Source organism: Streptomyces sp. NPDC107575, assembly GCF_055657265.1.
Genome location: NZ_JBVKBG010000004.1, coordinates 559527 through 577096 on the forward strand (window position 1 = coordinate 559527; position 17570 = coordinate 577096).

Genomic DNA, 17570 nt, shown 5'->3' on the forward strand with positions numbered 1-17570 from the left:
GCCGGACGACGCGCCCGGTACTGTGAGGGCAGGGCCGTGACTGGCGCGCTGGGATGGGATCGACCATCGGGGAGCGGCCCGAGCAGTGTGTGCCGTGCGCCTGGGCCGACCCGTGAACCGACCGTGTCCGGAGGCTGCCCCATGACCGAAACCCCGCTCACCCCCGAATCCACCGCGTACCGCGCCGCGCTCGACGTCGTGCGCGCCGTGGAGCCGCGTGTCGCCGACGCCATCGGGCAGGAGCTCACCGACCAGCGCGAGATGCTCAAGCTGATCGCCTCGGAGAACTACGCGTCCCCGGCGACGCTGCTGACCATGGGCAACTGGTTCAGCGACAAGTACGCCGAGGGCACCGTCGGCCGCCGCTTCTACGCCGGCTGCCGCAACGTCGACACCGTCGAGTCGCTGGCCGCCGAGCACGCCCGCGAGCTGTTCGGCGCGCGGCACGCGTACGTCCAGCCGCACTCCGGGATCGACGCGAACCTGGTCGCCTTCTGGGCGGTGCTGGCCGACCGCGTCGAGGCGCCGTTCCTCGCGAAGACCGGCGTGCGCCAGATCAACGACCTGACGGAGGCGGACTGGGCGGAGCTGCGGCGCGCCTTCGGCAATCAGCGGATGCTGGGGATGTCGCTGGACGCTGGTGGTCACCTCACGCACGGCTTCAGGCCCAATATTTCCGGAAAGATGTTCGACCAGCGGTCCTACGGGACGGACCCGGTGACGGGGTTGGTCGACTACGAGGCGCTGCGTGCGCAGGCCCGCGAGTTCAAGCCGATGATCATCGTCGCCGGGTACTCCGCGTACCCGCGGCTCGTGAACTTCCGGATCATGCGGGAGATCGCCGACGAGGTGGGCGCCACGCTCATGGTCGACATGGCGCACTTCGCGGGGCTCGTCGCCGGCAAGGTGCTCACCGGCGACTTCGACCCGGTGCCGCACGCGCAGATCGTCACGACGACCACGCACAAGTCGCTGCGGGGCCCGCGCGGCGGCATGGTGCTGTGCGACGACTCGCTGAAGGACCAGGTCGACCGGGGCTGCCCGATGGTGCTCGGCGGGCCGCTGCCGCACGTCATGGCCGCCAAGGCGGTCGCGCTCGCGGAGGCGCGGCAGCCGGCGTTCCAGGACTACGCGCAGCGCATCGTGGACAACGCGCGGGCGCTGGCCGAGGGGCTCATGCGGCGGGGCGCGACGCTGGTCACCGGCGGTACGGACAACCACCTCAACCTCATCGACGTGGCGTCCTCGTACGGCCTCACGGGGCGCCAGGCCGAGTCCGCGCTGCTCGACTCCGGCATTGTCACGAACCGCAACGCGATTCCGGCGGACCCGAACGGGGCCTGGTACACGTCCGGGATCCGGATCGGTACGCCGGCGCTGACCACGCGGGGGCTCGGCACCGGTGAGATGGACGAGATCGCGGGGCTCATGGACCGTGTCCTGACGGCCTCCGAGCCGGGGACCACGAAGTCCGGGGCGGTGTCGAAGGCGAGCCACGTGCTGGAGCCGAAGGTCGCGGACGAGGTGTCCCACCGGGCGACGGATCTTCTTTCCGGGTTCCCGTTGTACGGGCAGATCGACCTGGGCTGATCCCCTCCGGGGCGGGTGACCGGGGCCGGTCGGGCGTGGCTGATCCTGCGGCACCGGCGTTACGGCCTCGGGGCTCCGCCCCGGACCCCGCGCCTCAATCGCCGGCGGGGCTGATTTTGCGGCACCGGGGTACGGTCGCGGGGCGCTGCCGGGGCTCCGTCGGGCGGGGCTGAATCGCCGCGTCGGCGTTGCGCTCTCGGGGCTCTGCCCCGGACCCCGCTGCTCAATCGCCGCAGGGGCTTGAGTTTGCCCGCCCACCCGGAGGGCGATGGCCCCATCCTTGCCTCGCCTGTCTCCGCCGCCCAATTTCCCACCCACCCGCCCCCTCCGGGGTCGTCGGCCCCACGGGGTGCCGCACCCGCCTGCGGCGACCCGCTGCCGGGCCCGATTACCCGCCTGTTGCAGTCGACCGTCACGGCCGCAGGCAACCGCCGGGCCCGCTCCTCCGCGCCTTGCGATCGACCGCACCCGACTTCGGCAACCGCCGCTGGTTCCGCCTCCCCACCCCTTGCCGTCGACCGCCACCGACTTGGGCAACTGCCGCGCGCCGCCTCCCCACCCGCTGCGGTCGGGCCGCACCCGACTTGGGCAATTGCCGCGCGCCCGGCTCCCCACCCGTTACGGCCGACCGCCACCGCCTTCGGCAACCGCCGCGCGCCCGCCTCCCCACCCGTTGCGGCCACCCACCCCCACTCCGGGATGACCGCCGCCGGATCCGGCTCCCCACCCGTTGCGGCCGACCGCCACCACCTTCGGCAACCGCCGCGCCCCGCCTCCCCACCCGTTGCGCTCGGGCCGCACCCGGCTTGGGCAATCTGCCGCCTGGGGCGGCAGGGTGGGCAAGGCGGCCCCCGGTGCCGCGCGCCCAGGACGGCGGGCGCCGACCACGTCGTAGCTGCCGGGGCCCGGTCGAGTGGGAGCCCCCGGAGGGGGGCGGGGGTGGGAGATAGGCGAGGGCCGGTGAAGTCGGTGGGACGCCTCGCGGCGTATCGGTCACGTGGCGCCGCTTCGGGCATTGGCCCGTGCTTTCGCGTGACGCCGTCACCGGCATGGTTCGCAGTGCTGCGCAACGCCGTTCCTGGTGCAGGACGTGGTGCTGCGCAACGTCTCTTCCGGCGCGGGCCGCGGTACCGCGCGACGGATGGGGCCCCGGTCGAGCGGGAGCCCCCGGAGGGGGCGGGTGGGTGGGAGATGGGCGGGGAGATCGTCGGTTCAGCCGGTGAGGTGCCTCGCGGCGCACCGATCACGCGCCGCCGCGCAACCCCGCCCCGGCAAACCCCACCGCCCCCCCGCAGCCGCCCCGACACCTACAGCTCGACCAGTTCCTGGCGGGGTTCCCGGGGCCCCCGGTCCCGTATGCGCAATAGCCACACCGCGCCCGCCGCCGCGAGGCCCACGGCGAGACCGGCCACGCCCCACCACCACGGGGAGCGGGCGTCCGGGGCGCCGGGGGTCGTCGGGAACACGCCCGACCGTGTCAGCTGGTCGACCAGGGTGCGGGACGCCTGGTGCCACCGGAGGTCGTCGTCGTTCACGTCGACCATCGGGTCCGTGCGGATCCACGGCGTACCGTCGTCCGCGACGATCAGCTGGTCCTGGCGTTCGATGACCGTGTCCGTACCGGGCGCCCGGTGGGTCTGGGGCCAGCCCGCCACACCGGTCAGACCCCACACGACCGTGGCCACCACGGGCGGGAAGTGTCCCTCCTGCCAGTCGTCCGGCACCCGCTCGGTCACCGTGTCGAACCCCGTCGTCAGGCGCTCAAGACGGGCGAAGTTCCGGTCCTCGTAGTGCACGGCCACCGAGGGCCCCGCCGCGGCACCCGGCGCGATCACCACCGCCAGATCCGGCACATCCATCCCGGCCCGCGGATCGGTCGGCCGCCCCCACGCCGTCGGCGCCGTCGCGCACAGCAAGGCCACCGCCACGAGCAGCACCCGGACCCACCCGAGCCCACCCCCTCGTACCCCCTGCATCGCCACCCCCGTCGACGCGCCCCCGCGTGACTCCCGCCACATCGTCAAGCTACCGGCGCCCGCTGACAACGACCAGGCCGCACCCCGCCCGGCAAAGGACCTTTGGCCGCTGCGGAGCTGTGTGGCGCACCTGAGACAATGAGGCACATGGCCTCTGATGTTCGCCCTCGTGTGCTCTCCGGTATCCAGCCCACCGCCGGCTCGTTCCACCTCGGCAACTACCTCGGCGCGGTCCGCCAGTGGGTGGCGCTGCAGGAGTCCCACGACGCCTTCTACATGGTCGTGGACCTGCACGCGATCACCGTGCCGCAGGACCCGAAGGAGCTTCGGGCGAACACCCGGCTCGCCGCCGCGCAGCTGCTCGCCGCGGGGCTCGACCCGGAGCGTTGCACGCTGTTCGTGCAGAGCCACGTGCCGGAGCACGCCCAGCTGGCCTGGGTCATGAACTGCCTCACCGGCTTCGGCGAGGCCAGCCGGATGACGCAGTTCAAGGACAAGTCCGCGAAGCAGGGTGCCGACCGGGCGTCCGTCGGACTGTTCACGTATCCGGTGCTGCAGGTCGCCGACATTCTGCTGTACCAGGCCGACCAGGTCCCGGTCGGTGAGGACCAGCGGCAGCACATCGAGCTGACCCGCGACCTCGCCACGCGCTTCAACGGCCGCTTCGGCGACACGTTCACGCTCCCGGCGCCGTACATCCTCAAGGAGACGGCGAAGATCTACGACCTCCAGGACCCGTCGATCAAGATGAGCAAGTCGGCGTCGACGCCGAAGGGCCTCATCAACCTGCTCGACGAGCCGAAGGCGACCGCCAAGAAGGTCAAGAGCGCCGTCACCGACACCGACACCGTGATCCGCTACGACGCGGAGAACAAGCCGGGCGTCAGCAACCTGCTCTCCATCTACTCCACCCTCACCGGTGCCGGTATCCCGGAACTGGAGGAGAAGTACGAGGGCAAGATGTACGGTGCGCTGAAGACGGACCTGGCCGAGGTCATGGTGGACTTCGTGACACCGTTCCGGACCCGCACCCAGGAATATCTGGACGACCCGGAGACGCTTGACTCGATCCTGGCCAAGGGCGCGGAGAAGGCGCGGACCGTCGCCGCGGAGACCCTTTCCCAGGCCTACGACAAGGTCGGCTTCCTGCCCGCCAAGCACTGAGCCGAGTACTGGGCCGAGCACGGAAACCTTCCGTACGTACGCGCAGCCGCCCGCCCGCCACACGACGACAGGAGTATGACGTGGGGACCGTAACGATCGGTGTCTCGATCGCGGTCCCGGAGCCTCACGGCAGCCTGCTCCAGGAGCGGCGCGCGGGCTTCGGCGACGCCGCGGCGCACGGTATTCCCACGCACATCACCCTGCTCCCGCCGACCGAGGTGGACGGCGGCGACCTCACGGCGATCGAGGCGCATCTGGAGGAAGTGGCCTCCGGCGGCCGCCCGTTCGCGATGCGGCTGTCGGGCACGGGCACGTTCCGGCCGCTGTCACCCGTCGTGTTCGTGCAGGTCGTCGAGGGCGCCGAAGCCTGCACCTGGCTGCAGAAGCAGGTGCGGGACGCGTCGGGCCCGGTCTCCCGCGAGCTGCAGTTCCCGTACCACCCGCACGTGACCGTGGCGCACGGCATCGACGAGGAGTCGATGGACCGTGCGTACGCGGAGCTCGCCGAGTACGAGGCGGCCTGGGCGTGCACCGGTTTCGCGCTCTACGAGCAGGGCGCCGACGGGGTGTGGCGCAAGCTGCGGGACTTCGCCTTCGGCACGTCGTCGCTGCCCGCGCAGACCTCGGGCCGTACGACGCGCGGGCCCCGGCTGCCCGCCCGGTAGAACCCGCCGGGCAGACCCGTCAGGCCGGCAGCCGCCGGAACACCGGCCTCGGCACATGCCGCAGCGCCGACATCACCACGCGCAGCGTCCCCGGCACCCACACTGTCTCCGACCTGCGCCGCAGCCCCGTCTCGATGGCCACGGCCACCGCCTCCGGCGTCGTGGCCAGGGGCGTCTGCGGCAGTCCGGCCGTCGTCCTCGACCGTACGGAGCCGGGGCGGACGATCATGACGTGCACGCCCGTCCCGTGCAGCGCGTCCCCGAGGCCCTGCGTGAACGCGTCCAGGCCCGCCTTGCTGGAGCCGTAGATGAAGTCTGCGCGGCGGGCCCGCTCGCCCGCCACCGACGACAGGACGACGAGCGAGCCGTGGCCCTGGGACTGCAGCGCACGCGCGCAGACGAGGCTCGCGGAGACGGCGCCCGTGTAGTTGGTCTGGGCGACGCGGACCGCCGACATCGGGTCGTCCTCGTCGCGCGCCTGGTCGCCGAGGATGCCGAAGGCGAGCAGCACCATGTCGATGTCGCCCTCGGCGAAGAGCTTGCCGAGCGTCTCCTCGTGCGCGGCGGGGTCCAGCGCGTCGAAGGGGACCGTACGCGTGTCGGCGCCCAGGGCGCGCAGCCCGGCGGCGGCCTCGTCGAGCGCGGGGGAGGGGCGGCCCGCGAGCCAGACGGTGCGGGTGCGCCGGGCGACGAGGCGGCGGGCGGTCGCAAGCGCGATCTCGGAGGTGCCGCCGAGGACGAGCAGGGACTGGGGAGTGCCGAAGGCGTCTTTCAACGAGGGCTCCAGGGACGCGGGTCGGGCGGGCGGCGGGTCACAGGTCCAGGCGCCGTGACAGGTCCGAGCGGAACACCGCCGCCGGGTCCCAGCGCGCCCGCAACGAGCGGAAGTCGTCGAGGCGCGGGTACATGGCGGCGAGCAGCTCGGGCCGCAGCCGGGAGTCCTTGCCGAGGTGGACACGGCCGCCCGCGGCGGCCACCTCCTCGTCCAACTCGTCGAGGAAGGCGCCCAGTTCGGGCAGGTTCGCGGGGATGTCGAGCGCGAGGGTCAGGCCCGGCACCGGGAACGACAGCCAGCCGGGGTCCCCTTCGCCGAAGCGCTTGAGCGTGGCGAGGAGGGAGGGGCAGCGGCGCTCGGACACGCGGTGCACGATGCGGCGCAGCGCCTCCTCCTGGCCGTGTCCGACGGCGAACTGGTACTGCACGCAGCCGCCGCGCCCGTAGAGGCGGTTCCAGTGCGGGACGCCGTCGAGCGGGTGGAAGAAGGCGGAGAGCTTGCGCAGTTCGCCGGTGCGGGCCCGGGGCGCGCTGCGGTACCGGAGCTCGTTGAACAGGCCGACGCTCGTGCTGCCGAGCAGTCCGTCGGGGAGGACGTCGGGGGCCGCGGGCAGGCGGGCGGGGCGGAACTCCAGCGGGGTCCTGCGGGCCCGTGCGGGCAGCGCGTCGAGCGGCGCGTGCTCGGCGCTCGTGAGCACTCCGCGGCCCGTCGCGGCGCCGCGTGCGAGCACGTCGACCCAGGCGGCGCAGTGGCGGTCGCGGTGTTCCGTGGCGGTGAGTCGGGCCAGCAAGTCGTCGAAGTCGTCGGCCCGTTCGGTGTCGACCGACATCAGCGACGTCTCCACGCGCTGCAGTTGGACGGTCGCCGTGAGGATGATCCCGGTCAGGCCCATGCCGCCGGCCGTCGCGTCGAACAGTTCGCTGCCGCGCTCCACGACGCGTACCCCGCCGTCGGCGGTGAGGAGTTCGAGCATCGGGACGTGGCGGGCGAAGGAGCCTCGGGCGGGGTGGTTCAGTCCGTGGATGTCGGCGCCGATCGCCCCGCCGACCGTGACGTAGCGGGTGGCGGGGGTGACCGGCACGAACCAGCCGAGCGGGAGGAGTACCTCCATGAGGCGGTGCAGCGACACGCCCGCGTCGCACAGGACGGTGCCGCCCGCGGCGTCGATGGCGTGGATGCGGTCGAGCCCCGTCATGTCGAGGACGGCCCCGCCCGCGTTCTGCGCCGCGTCCCCGTAGGCCCGGCCGAGTCCCCGCGCGATGCCGCCCCTGCGCCCTGTGGCGGCGCAGTCCCGGACCGCGAGGACCGCGTCCTCGTAGGAGCGGGGGCGGATCACGCGGGCCGAGGTGGGGGCGGTGCGGCCCCAGCCGCTGACCGGTACGGAGTGCGGGAGAGCGGGGACAGTGGATACGGGATCGGTAGCGGGGTCGGCAACCATGACCGTGACCGTATCGCCCGAAGGTGCGAAGTTTGTCGTAAACCTAGCGGCCCCTCACCGGAACGGGTGATCGATGGGGGAATGGAGGGCAGGCTGGGATCATGGATTGGCTGAAGAAACTCCCCGTCGTCGGGCCGCTGTTCACCCGGCTGATGCGGACGCACGTCTGGCACGCCTACGAACGGCTCGACGAGGTCCGCTGGTCCCAGCTGGCCGCGGCGATGACGTTCATCAGCTTCCTCGCGCTGTTCCCGCTGCTCACCGTGGCCGCGGCGGTGGCCGCCGGCACCATGGGCCCCGACCAGCAGAAGAAGCTCGAGCAGACGCTCAGCGATCAGGTCCCGGGGATCTCCAACCAGTTGGACATCGGGGCGCTGGTCGACAACGCGGGCACGATCGGGCTGATCGCCGGAGCCCTGCTGCTGTTCACGGGCGTCGGCTGGGTCGGCTCGATGCGGCAGTGCCTGCGGGACGTGTGGGAGCTGCCCGACCTCGACGAGAACCCGATCATGCGCAAGCTGAGGGACGCCGGGATCCTCGTCGGGCTCGGCCTCGCGGGCATCGTGTCGATCGGGGCGTCCACCCTCGCGGCCACGGCCGTCGACTGGACGGCCGACCAGATCGGCATCGACAAGGCGGGCTGGGGCGGCATACTGCTCCAGGCCGCCGCCTTCGCGATCGCGGTCCTCGCGGACTTCCTGATCCTGCTGTACGTCCTGGCGCTGCTGCCCGGGGTGCAGCCGGGCCGCCGCGATCTGATCACCGCGGCGCTGATCGGGGCGGCCGGCTTCGAGCTGCTGAAGCTGGTGCTCAGCGGCTATATGAAGGACGTTGCGGCGAAGAGCATGTACGGGGCCTTCGGCACGCCGGTGGCCCTGCTCCTGTGGATCAACTTCACCGCGAAACTGCTGCTGTTCTGCGCGGCGTGGACCGCGACGGGGCGGGAGGGCCTGCGCAAGACGGAGGAGGCGGAGGCGGAGGCCGAGGCCAAGGCCGAGGAAGAGGCCGAGGCCAAGGCGGCCGAGGAGGCGGAGGAAGCGGAGGACGTCAGGCCTTCGTGACCTTCGGTTCGTCAGCCCTTCGTGACCTTCAGCGGCCACTTCTTGCGCACCACGAACACCGCGCCCGCGAGCACCACGAGCACCCCGCCCATGATCGCGAGCGCGATCCCGATGCCGCTGGAGCCGCCGGAGGCGACGGCGGCGTGCGCGGCCGGCTTGGCGGGACCCGCGTCACCGGCGCTCGGGGACGCCGCGCCCGCGGGCGTCTTGCCCCTCGCCCCGACGAGATGCCCGACGGGGGAGACCTTGCCGTCGGCCTGGAAGCCCCAGTCGAAGAGCCGCGCGGTCTCCTTGTAGACGGCCTGGCTCTCCTTGGACTTGGGGTTCATCACGGTCACGAGCAGCACCCGGTTCCCGCGCTCGGCGACGCCCGTGAACGTGGCGCCCGCGTTCGTGGTGTTCCCGTTCTTCACACCTGCGATTCCCTTGTACGCGGGCAGCCCCAGGGAGCCGGTGAGCAGACGGTTGGTGTTCTGGATGCCGAACCGCTTGGTGGTCTTCCCCTTCTTCTGCTTCATGGGGAACTCGGCGGTGGGCGTGGCGGCGTACTCCCGGAAGTCCTTCTTGTGCAGCCCGGACCGGGCGAACAGCGTCAGGTCGTACGCGGAGGAGTGCTGCCCCGGCATGTCGTAGCCGTCGGGGCTGACGACGTGGGTGTCGCCCGCCTGCAGCTCGTCGGCGTGCGCCTGCATGTCCTTGACGGTCTGCGCGACGCCCTGGTTCATGGCGGAGAGCACATGCACGGCGTCGTTGCCCGAGCGAAGGAAGACGCCCAGCCACAGATCGTGCACCGAGTACGTGAAGCCCTCCTTGATGCCGACGAGACTGGACCCCGCGCCCATCCCGGCCAGGTCCGAGGGCTCGACCTTGTGCGTCGTCGTCTTCGGGAACTTCGGCAGCACGGTGTCCGCGAACAGCATCTTCAGCGTGGAGGCCGGCGGCAGCTCCCAGTGCGCGTTGTGCGAGGCGAGCACCTCGCCCGACTCGGCGTCCGCGACCAGCCAGGACTTCGCCGTCAGGTCCTTCGGCAGGACGGGCGCGCCGCCCTTGAGGTTGACCTGCGTCCCCGGCTTCCCCAACTGGGCGCCGCCCACCTGGGACATCGACGCGGGCGGCTTCTCGTCCTTGTCCTCGTCCGCGGCGGCCGCCGGCAGCGCTCCGGCGAACGTCAGGGCGGAGGCGGCGAGCAGCACCGCGGCCTTCTTGAAGTGCGACGTCGGTCGCGCAGCGTGGGAGTCGGGCACGCTGGTGAAGGTACCTGTACCTGCCCTGTAAGTCTCCACCGCTGCGTCCTGTGTTCGCACCGACCCACCCCGGCGGCGGTGTGCGAGGCCGCGCGGCGATACTGAGGGCATGAAGCTCAGCCGCCCCGTGTCCTGGTTCCTGCTCGCCTTCGGGGTGTGGAGCTGGGTCATCTGGATCACTTTCGTCAAAAACCTCGTCAAGGACGGCAGCGGCCTCGCCTTCGACGACGCCGGGGATCCGACCGCGTACTTCTGGGTGCATCTGACGCTCGCCGTCGTCTCCTTCGTATTGGGGACGGTTGTCGGGGGCATCGGGTTGCGTTCCGTGCGCGCACTGCGTCGGACCTCATAGGCGTCCGGGCAGATGGTCGTCGTCTTCGTCCTCGTCGCCGCCGTCGTCCTCGCGGCGTTCGCGGCCCTGCACTACTACGCGTGGCGCCGTCTCGTGCGCGAGACGACCGCCAAGGGCGGGTGGCCCAGACGGATCGGCACGGTGGTCTTCGTCGCCGGGCCCGTGCTCGTCTTCGCGGCGCTGGGCGCCGAGCGGGGCGGTGCGCCGTTCCTGCTGCAGCAGGTGCTGGCCTGGCCCGGCTTCCTGTGGCTGGCGTTCGCGCTGTACCTGCTGCTCGCGCTGCTCGTGGGGGAGGTCGTACGGCCCCTGCTGCGGCGGCTCCTCGACCGCGGGGCGCCCGCTGCCGCCGTCGCCCCGGAGGGCGCTCCGGTGCGCGTCCCGGTGCCGGAGCTGCGGGAGCTGGAGCCGGTCCCGGGGCTCGCGCCCGCCGCGCCCGCGCCCACCCGCCGCCTCGTCCTCGCCAGGACCGTCGGCGCCGCCGCGACCCTGGCCGCCGCGGGCGTCGTGGCGGGCGGCGCGTACGGAGTGCTGCGCGGGCCGACGGTCAAGCGGGTCACCGTGCCGCTGGCCAAACTGCCGCGCGCCGCCCACGGGTTCAGGATCGCCGTGGTCAGCGACATCCACCTCGGGCCCGTCCTCGGCCGGGGCTTCGCCGAGCGCGTCGTCGAGACCATCAACTCCACGCAGCCCGACCTGATCGCCGTCGTCGGCGACCTCGTCGACGGGAGCGTCGAGGACCTCGCGCCCGCCGTCGCCCCGCTCGCCCGGCTCAGCGCCCGGCACGGCACGTACTTCGTCACCGGCAACCACGAGTACTTCTCCGGCGCCGACCCGTGGGTGGAGCACGTGCGCGAACTCGGCCTGCGGCCGCTGGAGAACGCGCGCGCCGACATCGGCGCCTTCGACCTCGCGGGCGTCAACGACATCGCGGGCGAGAACTACGGCGAGGGCCCCGACTACGCGAGGGCGCTCGGCGACCGCGACACCTCCCGGGCGTCCGTGCTGATGGCCCACCAGCCCGTGATGATCCACGAGGCGGTGAAGCACGGCGTCGACCTGCAGCTCTCCGGGCACACCCACGGCGGCCAGCTGTGGCCCGGCAACTTCGTCGCGGGCGCCAGCAATCCGACCCTCGCGGGCCTCGACCGGTACGGCGACACCCAGCTGTACGTCAGCCGGGGCGCGGGCGCGTGGGGGCCGCCGGTGCGGGTGGGCGCGCCGTCCGACATCACCGTGGTGCAGCTGGCCTCGAAGCAGGCCTGAGCCGGCCCTAGGGCCCTACGCCTTCCTGCGCCGCCCCGTCGGCTTCGCGCGGCGGCGCAGGGCCAGCAGGCCGCCGCCCGCGAGCGCGGCGAGGGCCGCGGAGCCACCGAGCGCCCAGTCGTCCCCGTGCGAGTTCGTGGGGGCGCCCGCGCTCGGGCCCGCGCCGGTCGCCGCCCGCGGGGTGGGCGTCGGCTTCGGGCGCTCGCTCAGCGGCGTCGCCAACTCGCCTACGGGACGCACCTTGTTCGCGGCCGCGAAGCCCCAGTCGAGCAGCGCGGCCGTCTCCTCGTACACCGCCTCGTAGCCGGACTTCGGGTGCATGACGGTGACCAGGAGGGTGCGGCCGCCGCGGGTCGCGGCGCCGGTGAAGGTGTTGCCCGCGTGCGAGGTGTAGCCGTTCTTGACGCCGATGAGGCCCTCGTACGGGGTGACGCCCTGCCCGGTGAGCAGGCGGTCGGTGTTCTGGATCTGGAAGGTCTTGGAGCCGCCCGCGGGGAAGTCGGCGACCTTGGTGGCGCAGTAGCCCCGGAAGTCGTCGTTCTTCAGCCCGGCCCGCGCGAACAGCGTCAGGTCGTACGCGGACGACACCTGCCCGGGGTGGTCGAAGCCGTCCGGGCTGACGACGTGCGTGTCGTTCGCCTGGAGGTCCTTCGCGCGCGCCTGCATCTGCGCGACCGTCTTGTCGACGCCACCGTTCATGTTCGCGAGCACGTGCACCGCGTCGTTGCCGGAGCGAAGGAACACGCCCTGCCACAGCTGGTGGACGCTGTACGTCGTCCCGGCCTGGACGCCGACGAGGCTGGAGCCGTACGGTATGTCCGCGAGGTCCTCGGCCGTCACCTTGTGCTTCAGCGTGCTGTCGAACTTCGGCAGCACGGTGTCCGCGAACAGCATCTTCAGCGTGGAGGCGGGCGGCAGCCGCCGGTGTCCGTTGTACGAGGCGAGCACCTCGCCGCTGTCGTTGTCGGCGATCAGCCACGCCTTCGCCGCGAGCCTCGGCAGCCTGGGCGCCCCGGCCCGGTACCGGACCTGGACGCTCGATGCCGCCGAGGCGGACGGTGCGGGCAGGGCGAGGGCCGCGGCCGCGCCCGCCCCGATACCGAGGGCGCTGCGGCGGCTGAACCGTGGGGAGGACGCTGAGGTGGAGCCGGGCATTCCGTGAAGGTACAGGCCAAAGGCCGGGTAAAGACCGGCGGGTCCCTATCGGCTCAGGGGCCGCGTCATCCCCGGCAGGAAGTCGATGAACAGCTCGTGCACCTCCAGGACGAGCGGCCGCAGCACCCGGAACCGGGCGAGCGCCACGCCCCGCGTCGTGAGCCGGGCGCCCCGGTCGGCGAGCCGCCGGCTGCGCTCGCGCCCCTCGGAGCTGTCGAACACCCAGTACAGGACGAGCCCCATCTGGGACAGCCACATCAACTCCGGGAGGATCTCCGCCAGTTCGGCCGGCACCTTGGCCTTCGACCCGGCGAGCACCTCCCGGTGCAGCTCGATCGCGGTCTCCCGGGCGGGCTGCGACTCGGCGGAGAACGGGCTGAGCGGGGAGTCCGGGTCGGCCGCGTTCTTGAAGAACTGGGCCGCGAACTCGTGGTACGGCTCGGCGATCTCCAGCCAGGCCCGCAGCACGCCCGCGAGCCGCGCCTGGAGATCGGTCTCCGTGTCGAGCACGGACCGGACCGCCGCCTGGTGTTCGGCGGTGATCCGGTCGTAGAACCCCTGGATCAGGTGTTCCTTGCCCCCGAAGTAGTAGTACGCGTTGCCGACCGAGACCCCGGCCTCCTGGGCGATGGCCCGCATCGTGGTCTTGTCGTAGCCCCGCTCCCGGAACAGCCGCATCGCGGTCTCCAGGATGAGCGCCCGCGTCTGCTCGCTCTTCGCGGGCTTCTCCGGGCCGTCCGGCTTGCTCGCGCTCTTCTTCAGGGGTTCGTCTGCTGCCACGGCCCCGAGCCTAATCGGCCGTGCGGCAGCCGCTGTCGCAGGCGGGCGGCTCGGCCGTGTAGCCGTACGCCTCGTAGAACCAGCCGCCGTTCGGGTCGTACGTCCAGCCGTCCTGCCGCCGGTACGCGCCGCCCCCGGCCTGCCGCGCCTGGTGGGTCTCGCGGTACTTGGCCGCGCCGAGCACCGCCTGCTTGGCGAACCGCATCCCCATGGGGGTCGCCATCCGGTGCGCGGTGGCCCGGTACTCGCGCAGCGCCCACATGCACACGACCCAGGCGGCGGAGTCCCGGTAGAGCTGGCCGCCGTCCCCGATCACGGTGATGTCGGTGAGGGTCGCGGCGTGGTCGAGGTCCGGGTAGCGCCGCCGCGCCTCCTGCGAGCCCGCCGGTACGAACTCCAGGGGCACCAGCTGGCGCTGCCTGGCCAGCCAGTTGCGCGCGAAGGTGCACAGCGGGCACTCGGTGTCGTAGAGGACCGTGAGCCGGCGGACCGGGACCACCCCCGTGGCGCCCCGGGCCGCCGACCGCGGTGCCGCCGTCACCGCAGTCACGCTCCGGCCACCGGGGCGGCCCAGCCCTGCGGCTGGACCGGCGGCTGCTGCTCGTTCTCCATGATGCCGCGCCGCCGGATCTTGTTGAGGACGTAGACGTTGCCCAGGTGCATCACGCCGAGCACGAGCAGGACGACGCCGAGCTTGGTGGACAGTGCCTCGAACACCTCGCGGGTGCTGCCGAGCTGCTCGTCGCCGCTCAGGTACAGGGCCACGAAGCCGAGGTTGACCAGATAGAAGCCGACCACCAGCAGGTGGTTGACGGCGTCGGCGAGCTTCTCGTTCCCGTGCAGCACATCGGCCAGGAAGACCCGGCCGTTGCGGCTCAGAGTGCGGGCCACCCAGATGGTCAGACTGATGCTGACGACGAGGTAGACGACGTATGCGACGACTGTGAGGTCCATGCCCCACCCTCCTTGAACGCGTTCAAAAACGCTGACGGTCATGAATGTAGACCCGTTTTTGAACATGTTCAAGCGAGAGTTGTCGGTGTGACCGGGAACGTGACCAGGGCCTCAAACGGAGGCTTCAATTCCGCGCCAGCTCCGGCCTCTTGAGGTAGTCCGTGAAGCCGACGACGTTGCCCCAGGGGTCGGCGAACTCCACGACGTAGCCGGTGGAGGTGGAGAACGGCCCGTCGAGCAGCTCGATGTCCGCGGCGCGCAGCCGGTCGGCCACCGCCCGTGCGTCCGGCACCTCCAGCCACAGCCGCGCGGCGGGCCAGGTGGGCGGGCGGTGCCCGAACCCCTCCTCGGCCCGCAGCAGCAGCCCGGGCGTCTCCTTGCCGGCTGCGAGCAGCGCGATCCCGGCCTCGTCGACGCGGACCTTCACGGGGAAGCCGACGCGCTCGTAGAAGGCGACGGCCTCGCCGAGGTCGCCGACGGGGAACAGGGCGTTGTCGAACCCGAGGATCTCCAGCTCATGTGACATGGCGGCAGATTAGCGAGCAATCGGGCAAAAACGGCGAAGGCCCCGCTCCCGGGAGGGAACGGGGCCTTCGGGGCCCTGCGGCGAAGACGCCGGGAAGGTCAGAAGCGGCGCGTGATCAGCGCCCGCTTCACTTCCTGGATCGCCTTGGTGACCTCGATGCCACGCGGGCAGGCGTCCGTGCAGTTGAAGGTCGTGCGGCAGCGCCACACACCGTCACGGTCGTTGAGGATCTCCAGGCGCTGCTCCCCGGCCTCGTCGCGCGAGTCGAAGATGAAGCGGTGGGCGTTCACGATGGCGGCAGGACCGAAGTACTGGCCGTCGTTCCAGAACACCGGGCAGGACGACGTGCACGCCGCGCACAGGATGCACTTGGTGGTGTCGTCGAAGCGGGCCCGGTCCTCGTCGGACTGGTGGCGCTCACGCGTCGGCTCGTTGCCCGTCGTGACGAGGAACGGCATGACGTCGCGGTACGCCTGGAAGAACGGGTCCATGTCGACCACGAGGTCCTTGAGGACCGTGAGGCCCTTGATGGCCTCGACCGTGATCGGCTTCTCCGGGTTGATGTCCTTCAGCAGCGTCTTGCAGGCAAGACGGTTCTTGCCGTTGATCCGCATCGCGTCGGACCCGCAGATGCCGTGCGCGCAGGAGCGGCGGAAGGTCAGCGAACCGTCCTGCTCCCACTTGATCTTGTGCAGCGCGTCGAGAACCCGCTCCTTGGGGTCCATCTCCAGCTGGAAGTCCTGCCAGTTCGCCTCGTCGGAGACCTCCGAGTTGAACCGGCGCACGCGCAGCGTGATCGTGATGTTGGGGGTGTCGGCGAAGCCGGGCTCGGGGGCTCCCGCGTCCGCCTTTTCCATGGTCGGGGTAGCCATCAGTACTTACGCTCCATCGGCTGGTAGCGGGTCTGGACGACCGGCTTGTAGTCGAGACGGATGGACTCGCTGCCGTCGTCGCCGACCTCGCGGTACGCCATGGTGTGGCGCATGAAGTTGACGTCGTCGCGGGTGGGGAAGTCCTCGCGGTAGTGACCGCCGCGGGACTCCTTGCGCGCCAGGGCGGAGGTCGCCATGACCTCGGCCAGGTCGAGCAGGTTGCCCAGCTCGATGGCCTCCAGGAGGTCCGTGTTGAACCGCTTGCCCTTGTCCTGGACGGACACGTTCTTGTAGCGGGCGCGCAGCTCGGCGATCTTCTCGACGGCCGTCTTGATCGTCTGCTCGGTGCGGAACACCATCACGTTGGCGTCCATGCACTCCTGCAGCTCGTTGCGGATCTTCGCAACGCTCTCGGTGCCCTGCGAGTCGCGCAGCCGCTCGACGAGCTCCTCGACCATCGTGGCCGGGTTCTCCGGCAGCTCGACGAACTCGGTCTTGTGCGCGTACTCGGCGGCCGCGATGCCCGCACGACGCCCGAAGACGTTGATGTCGAGCAGCGAGTTGGTGCCGAGACGGTTGGCGCCGTGCACGGAGACACAGGCGACCTCACCGGCGGCGTACAGGCCCGGGACGACGGTGGTGTTGTCCGCGAGGACCTCACCCTCGACGTTCGTCGGGATGCCGCCCATGGCGTAGTGCGCGGTCGGCTGGATCGGGATCGGGTCCGTGTAGGGCTCGATGCCGAGGTACGTGCGCGCGAACTCCGTGATGTCCGGCAGCTTGGCGTCGAGCTGCTCCGGCGGGAGGTGCGTGAGGTCGAGGTAGACGTGGTCGCCCTCGGGACCGCAGCCGCGGCCCTCACGGATCTCCGTGTAGATGGAGCGGGACACGACGTCACGGGACGCGAGGTCCTTCATGACCGGCGCGTACTTCTCCATGAAGCGCTCGCCGTCCTTGTTGCGGAGGATGCCGCCCTCACCGCGGGCGCCCTCCGTGAGAAGGATGCCCATGCGCCAGATGCCGGTCGGGTGGAACTGGAAGAACTCCATGTCCTCCAGCGGGATCCCGCGCCGGTAGCACGCCGCCTGGCCGTCGCCGGTCAGGGTGTGCGCGTTCGACGTCACCTTGAAGAACTTGCCGGTGCCGCCGGACGCGTAGATGACCGACTTCGCCTGGAAGACGTGGATCTCGCCGGTGGCCAGCTCGTAGGCGACCACACCGGCGGACTTCTTGACGCCGTCTTCCTCGACGATCAGCTGGTCCAGGACGTAGAACTCGTTGAAGAACTCCACGCCCTCCTTCACGCAGTTCTGGTACAGCGTCTGAAGGATCATGTGGCCCGTGCGGTCCGCGGCGTAGCAGGACCGGCGGACCGGCGCCTCGCCGTGGTTACGGGAGTGACCGCCGAAGCGGCGCTGGTCGATGGTGCCGTTCGGGGTGCGGTTGAACGGCAGGCCCATCTTCTCCAGGTCGAGGACCGAGTCGATGGCCTCCTTCGCCAGGATCTCGGCGGCGTCCTGGTCGACCAGGTAGTCGCCGCCCTTGATCGTGTCGAAGGTGTGCCACTCCCAGTTGTCCTCCTCCACGTTGGCGAGCGCGGCGGCCATGCCGCCCTGCGCGGCGCCCGTGTGGGACCTGGTGGGGTAGAGCTTGGTCAGCACGGCGGTGCGGCTGCGCTTCGTCGACTCGATGGCCGCGCGCATGCCGGCGCCGCCGGCGCCGACGATGACGGTGTCGTACTTGTGAATCTTCACT

17 protein-coding genes and 1 riboswitch are annotated in these 17570 nt (G+C 71.4%); of the genes, 6 read left to right on the forward strand and 11 right to left on the reverse strand.

What is annotated here, in order from left to right; genetic code table 11:
- The first annotated feature begins 26 nt into the window (after positions 1-26).
- Positions 27-113: riboswitch (ZMP/ZTP riboswitch) on the forward strand.
- Positions 114-141: 28 nt separating this feature from the next.
- Positions 142-1590, forward strand: a complete 1449-nt coding sequence (locus ACZ7L4_RS22200; protein ID WP_472104842.1) for a glycine hydroxymethyltransferase — start codon at positions 142-144, stop codon at positions 1588-1590.
- Positions 1591-2897: 1307 nt separating this feature from the next.
- On the opposite strand, the gene ACZ7L4_RS22205 is transcribed toward ACZ7L4_RS22200, so the two are convergent.
- Positions 2898-3566 (reverse strand): hypothetical protein, encoded by a 669-nt coding sequence (locus tag ACZ7L4_RS22205; RefSeq protein ID WP_472104844.1) that lies wholly within the window; start codon positions 3564-3566, stop codon positions 2898-2900.
- 147 nt (positions 3567-3713) lie between these two features.
- Between ACZ7L4_RS22205 and trpS the strand changes: the two genes are divergently transcribed.
- Together trpS and ACZ7L4_RS22215 are read left to right on the forward strand one after the other, a co-directional pair.
- On the forward strand, positions 3714-4730 hold the full coding sequence (gene trpS / locus ACZ7L4_RS22210) for a tryptophan--tRNA ligase (protein ID WP_450815002.1): 1017 nt from the start codon (positions 3714-3716) through the stop codon (positions 4728-4730).
- Positions 4731-4810: 80 nt separating this feature from the next.
- The gene (locus tag ACZ7L4_RS22215) at positions 4811-5395 is read left to right on the forward strand and encodes a 2'-5' RNA ligase family protein (RefSeq protein ID WP_472104846.1); all 585 of its coding nucleotides are present in this window, start codon (positions 4811-4813) and stop codon (positions 5393-5395) included.
- Between the two features lie 19 nt (positions 5396-5414).
- Here ACZ7L4_RS22215 and ACZ7L4_RS22220 read toward each other — a convergent pair whose 3' ends face one another.
- Both ACZ7L4_RS22220 and ACZ7L4_RS22225 read right to left on the reverse strand, forming a co-directional pair.
- On the reverse strand, positions 5415-6170 hold the full coding sequence (locus tag ACZ7L4_RS22220) for a decaprenylphospho-beta-D-erythro-pentofuranosid-2-ulose 2-reductase (protein WP_472104848.1): 756 nt from the start codon (positions 6168-6170) through the stop codon (positions 5415-5417).
- A gap of 37 nt (positions 6171-6207) precedes the next feature.
- Positions 6208-7608, reverse strand: coding sequence for an FAD-binding oxidoreductase (locus ACZ7L4_RS22225; protein ID WP_472104849.1), 1401 nt, complete (start codon positions 7606-7608; stop codon positions 6208-6210).
- 101 nt (positions 7609-7709) lie between these two features.
- Between ACZ7L4_RS22225 and ACZ7L4_RS22230 the strand changes: the two genes are divergently transcribed.
- Positions 7710-8669: a YihY/virulence factor BrkB family protein gene (locus tag ACZ7L4_RS22230; protein ID WP_472104851.1), complete on the forward strand. Its 960-nt coding sequence runs from the start codon at positions 7710-7712 to the stop codon at positions 8667-8669.
- Between the two features lie 11 nt (positions 8670-8680).
- Here the strand turns inward: ACZ7L4_RS22230 and ACZ7L4_RS22235 are convergent, their stop codons facing one another.
- A complete protein-coding gene (locus ACZ7L4_RS22235; protein WP_472104853.1) occupies positions 8681-9913 on the reverse strand; it encodes a D-alanyl-D-alanine carboxypeptidase family protein in 1233 nt (410 codons plus the stop codon).
- A gap of 109 nt (positions 9914-10022) precedes the next feature.
- Between ACZ7L4_RS22235 and ACZ7L4_RS22240 the strand changes: the two genes are divergently transcribed.
- Positions 10023-10265, forward strand: coding sequence for an SCO4848 family membrane protein (locus ACZ7L4_RS22240; RefSeq protein ID WP_399227810.1), 243 nt, complete (start codon positions 10023-10025; stop codon positions 10263-10265).
- Positions 10266-10277: 12 nt separating this feature from the next.
- Positions 10278-11528 carry a metallophosphoesterase gene (locus ACZ7L4_RS22245; protein ID WP_472104855.1) on the forward strand — a complete coding sequence of 417 codons (1251 nt, stop codon included), beginning with the start codon at positions 10278-10280 and terminating at the stop codon, positions 11526-11528.
- A gap of 15 nt (positions 11529-11543) precedes the next feature.
- On the opposite strand, the gene ACZ7L4_RS22250 is transcribed toward ACZ7L4_RS22245, so the two are convergent.
- The 7 genes from ACZ7L4_RS22250 to sdhA all read right to left on the reverse strand — a co-directional run bounded on the left by ACZ7L4_RS22250 (position 11544) and on the right by sdhA (position 17569).
- On the reverse strand, positions 11544-12683 hold the full coding sequence (locus ACZ7L4_RS22250) for a D-alanyl-D-alanine carboxypeptidase family protein (protein WP_472104857.1): 1140 nt from the start codon (positions 12681-12683) through the stop codon (positions 11544-11546).
- Between the two features lie 45 nt (positions 12684-12728).
- Positions 12729-13463 (reverse strand): TetR/AcrR family transcriptional regulator, encoded by a 735-nt coding sequence (locus ACZ7L4_RS22255; RefSeq protein WP_472104859.1) that lies wholly within the window; start codon positions 13461-13463, stop codon positions 12729-12731.
- Between the two features lie 10 nt (positions 13464-13473).
- The gene (locus tag ACZ7L4_RS22260; RefSeq protein WP_472104861.1) at positions 13474-14013 is read right to left on the reverse strand and encodes a thiol-disulfide oxidoreductase DCC family protein; all 540 of its coding nucleotides are present in this window, start codon (positions 14011-14013) and stop codon (positions 13474-13476) included.
- A complete protein-coding gene (locus tag ACZ7L4_RS22265; protein WP_472104862.1) occupies positions 14010-14417 on the reverse strand; it encodes a hypothetical protein in 408 nt (135 codons plus the stop codon). The genes ACZ7L4_RS22260 and ACZ7L4_RS22265 overlap by 4 nt, the downstream gene beginning before the upstream one ends.
- Positions 14418-14541: 124 nt before the next feature.
- A complete protein-coding gene (locus ACZ7L4_RS22270; RefSeq protein ID WP_472104863.1) occupies positions 14542-14943 on the reverse strand; it encodes a VOC family protein in 402 nt (133 codons plus the stop codon).
- Between the two features lie 98 nt (positions 14944-15041).
- Positions 15042-15815 (reverse strand): succinate dehydrogenase iron-sulfur subunit, encoded by a 774-nt coding sequence (locus tag ACZ7L4_RS22275; protein WP_472104865.1) that lies wholly within the window; start codon positions 15813-15815, stop codon positions 15042-15044.
- Positions 15815-17569 (reverse strand): succinate dehydrogenase flavoprotein subunit, encoded by a 1755-nt coding sequence (gene sdhA, locus ACZ7L4_RS22280; RefSeq protein WP_450815021.1) that lies wholly within the window; start codon positions 17567-17569, stop codon positions 15815-15817. Before sdhA ends, ACZ7L4_RS22275 begins: the two co-directional genes overlap by 1 nt.
- Position 17570 lies beyond the last annotated feature (1 nt).

Bases quoted from the DNA above. Each gene is read 5' to 3' on its own strand.
- ACZ7L4_RS22200 (WP_472104842.1), top strand. From the start codon at position 142: ATGACCGAAACCCCGCTCACCCCCGAATCCACCGCGTACCGCGCCGCG.
- ACZ7L4_RS22205 (WP_472104844.1), bottom strand. From the start codon at position 3,566: ATGCAGGGGGTACGAGGGGGTGGGCTCGGGTGGGTCCGGGTGCTGCTC.
- trpS (WP_450815002.1), top strand. From the start codon at position 3,714: ATGGCCTCTGATGTTCGCCCTCGTGTGCTCTCCGGTATCCAGCCCACC.
- ACZ7L4_RS22225 (WP_472104849.1), bottom strand. From the start codon at position 7,608: ATGGTTGCCGACCCCGCTACCGATCCCGTATCCACTGTCCCCGCTCTC.
- ACZ7L4_RS22230 (WP_472104851.1), top strand. From the start codon at position 7,710: ATGGATTGGCTGAAGAAACTCCCCGTCGTCGGGCCGCTGTTCACCCGG.
- ACZ7L4_RS22240 (WP_399227810.1), top strand. From the start codon at position 10,023: ATGAAGCTCAGCCGCCCCGTGTCCTGGTTCCTGCTCGCCTTCGGGGTG.
- ACZ7L4_RS22245 (WP_472104855.1), top strand. From the start codon at position 10,278: ATGGTCGTCGTCTTCGTCCTCGTCGCCGCCGTCGTCCTCGCGGCGTTC.
- ACZ7L4_RS22250 (WP_472104857.1), bottom strand. From the start codon at position 12,683: ATGCCCGGCTCCACCTCAGCGTCCTCCCCACGGTTCAGCCGCCGCAGC.
- ACZ7L4_RS22265 (WP_472104862.1), bottom strand. From the start codon at position 14,417: ATGGACCTCACAGTCGTCGCATACGTCGTCTACCTCGTCGTCAGCATC.
- ACZ7L4_RS22270 (WP_472104863.1), bottom strand. From the start codon at position 14,943: ATGTCACATGAGCTGGAGATCCTCGGGTTCGACAACGCCCTGTTCCCC.
- ACZ7L4_RS22275 (WP_472104865.1), bottom strand. From the start codon at position 15,815: ATGGCTACCCCGACCATGGAAAAGGCGGACGCGGGAGCCCCCGAGCCC.